This window comes from Mesorhizobium sp. M7A.F.Ca.CA.002.15.2.1 (genome assembly GCF_003998715.1).
Taxonomy (GTDB): domain Bacteria; phylum Pseudomonadota; class Alphaproteobacteria; order Rhizobiales; family Rhizobiaceae; genus Mesorhizobium; species Mesorhizobium ciceri.
The window spans coordinates 1-3844 of sequence record NZ_RZPI01000556.1 but is presented as its reverse complement, the minus strand read 5'-3'; the positions used below and the strand labels follow the sequence as shown (position 1 = coordinate 3844).

Sequence of the window (3844 nt, the reverse complement as noted above, 5' to 3'; positions counted from 1 at the left end):
CATCATGGCCTGTCCGAAGCGGCCGGTATCGCGATGCTGCTGCTCGTCGCCGCCTATATCTTCGGCAGCTGGCTGCATCTGCGCCCGCTGAAGATCGCCAGCTTTCAGCTGCATTATCCGGCGCTGCCGATCGTCGCCCGGCAGTTGCTGATCGGCCCGATCGAACTGCTGGCCGCCGCCGCGATCATCTTCTTCGCCCTGCCCGCGGCCCACAATCCCGGCTACTTCGTCATACTGGGCGTCTTCCTCGTCTCCTTCTCGATCGCGCAGATCTCGCATGCGCCGGGCGGACTCGGCGTGTTCGAGGTGGTGTTCCTCGCCGGCCTGTCGGACATGGATCCGGTCGGCGTGCTGGCGGCGCTGCTGGTGTTCCGGCTGTTCTACCTGATCGTCCCGCTGATTCTGGGCCTGGGCATCGTGCTGTTCTTCGAACGCTCGCAGTTCAGCCGGACGGAGCCTTGAGGCGTGGAATAGGACTGGGCGCCGCGCGCCGGCATCTGCAGTGTGGCGTCCTGTCGAAACGTGCCATTGACGCACAGAGCAGGCTTGACTATTTTCCGCTGGCGGCTACAAGGCAGCGCTCACAGCGGCTTGCCCGCTCGGCCCGCACGGTTTTCACGTTTATCGTGATATTCAAGATCGTGCCTGCTGGGGAATAGGTTAACGGTAGACCCACGGACTCTGACTCCGTTAGTCCTGGTTCGAATCCAGGTTCCCCAGCCACTCCTCTTCTCTCGATCAAAACAATCACCAACGCTCATCATCGTGAAATGCTCCCTGGCGACCACCTGACGGGATTCCAGCTATGGTGGGTTGCGGCGGGGTGACATTTATAGGATCGTCAAAGGATCGAAATTATCGAAGGAAGAACGGAATGCGCGCTTTGGTCTTCATCGGATTTCTGATGTTCGTTACTTTCTTGGTTGGCTGCACGACAGACAAGGGGAATGCCAGTCAAACCCAGACTGCGGAAGACAAGGCGCAGTGTACCGGCTTTGGTTTTAAACAAGGCACGGATGCTTTTGCCAATTGCATGATGAAGCTTTCGTCGCAGCGACAAGGCCAACAGCCCCAAGATCACGATGCACTCCTTCGCCGGTATAAGTCCTTAAGTATGGCTCGGCGCGGTGATGATCGGTATCCTGTATGCAGCGCCTCCGACATGGACAATGAACTCGATACTTCGGCAAATAAATGGATTGGCCCCAATTGCCAGATGGCACCAGATTAAGCGAGTGGAGTGCTGTACCAGCGACCCCGTCGAACGCGCCAAGCGTGAAATTCAAGACACCGCCGCAACACCAGTCGATCCAACGAGCCGGCATATTTATTCCGGCGTTCGCCGCATCGCGCGCCGTGTCGTCACTTACCCTGCCTTCCTGTAGGCCGCTTCGGCTGCGTGATTTCCTTCGATGAAGCCGAGGCCGATTCCGGTCGCGCTCCACTCCCGGCACCCGGCCTCTGCTACATCGAGGAGCATGGAGCAAACGCGTAATGGTCAGTGACAGCCGATTCCTTCTCGAACGCATCAGCCAAGGCTGCGTGACGCTCTCCGACGACGAATTCGTCATCGACAGGCTGGTCAAGTATTTCGGCAATGGCAGGATCCGCTGGCACGTCGAATTCCGCGGGCATCGCATCGAGCTGACGACAGGCCAGCTTAAGAAGCAGCCGACCTTCCGCAGGAAAATGCTCGAACAGACAGGGGTGCTGCCGCCCCAGCGTGCCGGGACCAACTACAGGCGATGGGCAGTCGATCTGAGGAAGAATGCCGTCGAGCTTCCTTGGCGGGATAGGCCGGTGGATAGCGGCTTCGCCATCGACAGGCTCGCCAGCCACGGCGACGGGCGCTGGACGGTCGAATATCAAGGCAAGACCATCAAATTCACGACGACGAAACTCCGCAGGCAGGTGAGTTTCCGCAAACGCATGCTGGCCAAGGCCAAGGTGCTGCCGCCCGAGTTGACCCCGGCTGCCTATCGGAAGTGGATGGACTGGCTCATTCAAAACGCCACCGAGGCTGCTCCGCAGGCCGGCGATGCCTTGATGACCGAGAAAAGCTGGCTTGACGACCTGCCTGAGCTAGCCGGCTGGCAAAATGAAACGGTGCCCGAAGAGACCGGCTAAGGGCGGCGATAGTCTCCAATGCAAGCAGCGATGGCACTCGTTGCGTTTGCCATGCCTGCCAGTTTCGGCACACATTGATGGCGAAGGAGTCTGACCAGAGCTGGCTCGCTGGCAATCAGAATTGAAATGAGACGACATGGACCGCTTCGACCTCGGCACCTACCGCCGCCCCATCTCCACTCGCTCGACAGAAACCCAGCGTTGGTTCGATATTGGCCTTAACTGGTGCTACGGCTTCAACCATGAGGAAGGCATCAAGTGTTTTGAGAAGGCGCTGGAGACGGATCCTCACTGCGCGATGGTTCACTGGGGCATCGCCTATGCCGCTGGACCTTTCTACAATCTGACCTGGAAGGAGCATGGCGAGGCCGAGGCCGACAGCGCGACCAAACGCTGCTTCGAGCATGTCCAACTGGCCAGGGCCAATGCGGCTTCCGCCAGTGAGATCGAGAAGCGGCTGATCGAGGCGCTGGCCGCCCGCTTCCAGAAGCCACACCGGGTGAGCCTGGAGGAATTCGAACGTTGGGATGACGCCTATGCCGCCGCGATGCGGCTTGTGTATCGGGACTTTCCCGATGACCATGATGTGATGGCACTGCTGGTCGAAGCACTGATGATGCGCACGGTGCGGCGGCTGTGGAACCTCAAGACCGGCGCGCCGGCGCCGAATTCCGATGTCGTCGAGGCGCTCGACGTCTGCGAGCGGTCGATCCGGCTTGCCGATGAGGCCGGCGCAGCACAACATCCGGCGATCGTCCACCTGCACATCCATCTCCTGGAAATGTCCACCATGCCGGAGCGCGGCATGCGGTCAGCGGATCTGCTCGGCGAGATGTGCCCCGATGCCGGGCATATGAACCACATGCCGGGGCACATCTATGTGCTGTGCGGCGAGTATGAGAAAGCAAAACGCGCCAGCGAAAAGGCGGTGCGCGCCAACGACCTCTATCTCGCCTATGCCGACGAGCCGACCTATTATTTGCTCGGCTGCTGCCACGATCTGCATCTGATGATGTTCACCTGCATGTTGTCGGGCCAGCACCAGTCTGCACTGTGGGCCGCCGACAGGGTGCGCAGCCTGGTCGCGCGCGACGTGGTCGCCATCCAGGGCCGGCCAAAGCTCACGCAGACGGTGGAAGGCTACCATGCGATGAAATCGCATGTGCAGGTGCGCTTCGGCCGCTGGCAGGAGATCATCGACGAACCGATCACCGAGGAGCCGGGCCTCTATGTGCTGACGGCGGCCATGCAGCGCTACGCCAAGGGTGTGGCGCATGCGACGCTCAAGCATTTCGCTGAGGCTGAACGTGAGCGCGAAGAGCTCCATCGGCATCTGAAAGGCATTGCGCCCGAGCGGCGCTTCCTCAGCAACCCGGCGCAAGCTTCGCTGGCTGTCGGTGCCGCCCTGCCTGTGCAGGACGAGCGCGCAGCAAGGCTGCTGTCACTGACGCGAAGTCTGCCTGTCGCCACTGTTGCGGCCGATCGGCTAGAGCAATTCCAGGAAAAGTGTGAAACGGTTTTCCGTCCGGAATTGCGTCAAAACAAGGAGTTAGAGCGGGTCGCCGTCTCCGTGAAACGGTGAACTGCTTTAGCCAAACAAATTGTCGGCCAGATCGTCGTTGGCGGTGGAAACCTCGCCGCCCGGGTATGTCACCTGCCGATCAGCCAAGGCTCCATGCTGCGTCGTCCCACGCCTTCGATCAGCACGGAGCAGTCT

The 3844-nt window shown here is 60.3% G+C and carries 3 protein-coding genes, 1 tRNA gene and 1 pseudogene; all 5 read left to right on the top strand.

Annotation, left to right across the window (positions count from 1 at the left end):
• A pseudogene (locus ENZ74_RS24925) lies at positions 1-462 on the top strand (UPF0104 family protein); the annotation flags it as partial.
• Between the two features lie 187 nt (positions 463-649).
• Positions 650-723 (top strand) — tRNA-Gln (locus ENZ74_RS24920).
• A gap of 151 nt (positions 724-874) precedes the next feature.
• A complete protein-coding gene (locus tag ENZ74_RS24915) occupies positions 875-1231 on the top strand; it encodes a hypothetical protein (RefSeq protein WP_024505762.1) in 357 nt (118 codons plus the stop codon).
• 263 nt (positions 1232-1494) lie between these two features.
• The gene (locus tag ENZ74_RS24910) at positions 1495-2127 is read left to right on the top strand and encodes a hypothetical protein (protein ID WP_063167747.1); all 633 of its coding nucleotides are present in this window, start codon (positions 1495-1497) and stop codon (positions 2125-2127) included.
• Between the two features lie 136 nt (positions 2128-2263).
• Positions 2264-3709, top strand: coding sequence for a hypothetical protein (locus ENZ74_RS24905; RefSeq protein ID WP_244514292.1), 1446 nt, complete (start codon positions 2264-2266; stop codon positions 3707-3709).
• Positions 3710-3844: the final 135 nt, after the last annotated feature.

What these genes read in the sequence shown, in the direction of transcription:
- ENZ74_RS24915 (WP_024505762.1), top strand. Translation starts at nt 875, where the DNA reads ATGCGCGCTTTGGTCTTCATCGGATTTCTGATGTTCGTTACTTTCTTG.
- ENZ74_RS24910 (WP_063167747.1), top strand. Translation starts at nt 1,495, where the DNA reads ATGGTCAGTGACAGCCGATTCCTTCTCGAACGCATCAGCCAAGGCTGC.
- ENZ74_RS24905 (WP_244514292.1), top strand. Translation starts at nt 2,264, where the DNA reads ATGGACCGCTTCGACCTCGGCACCTACCGCCGCCCCATCTCCACTCGC.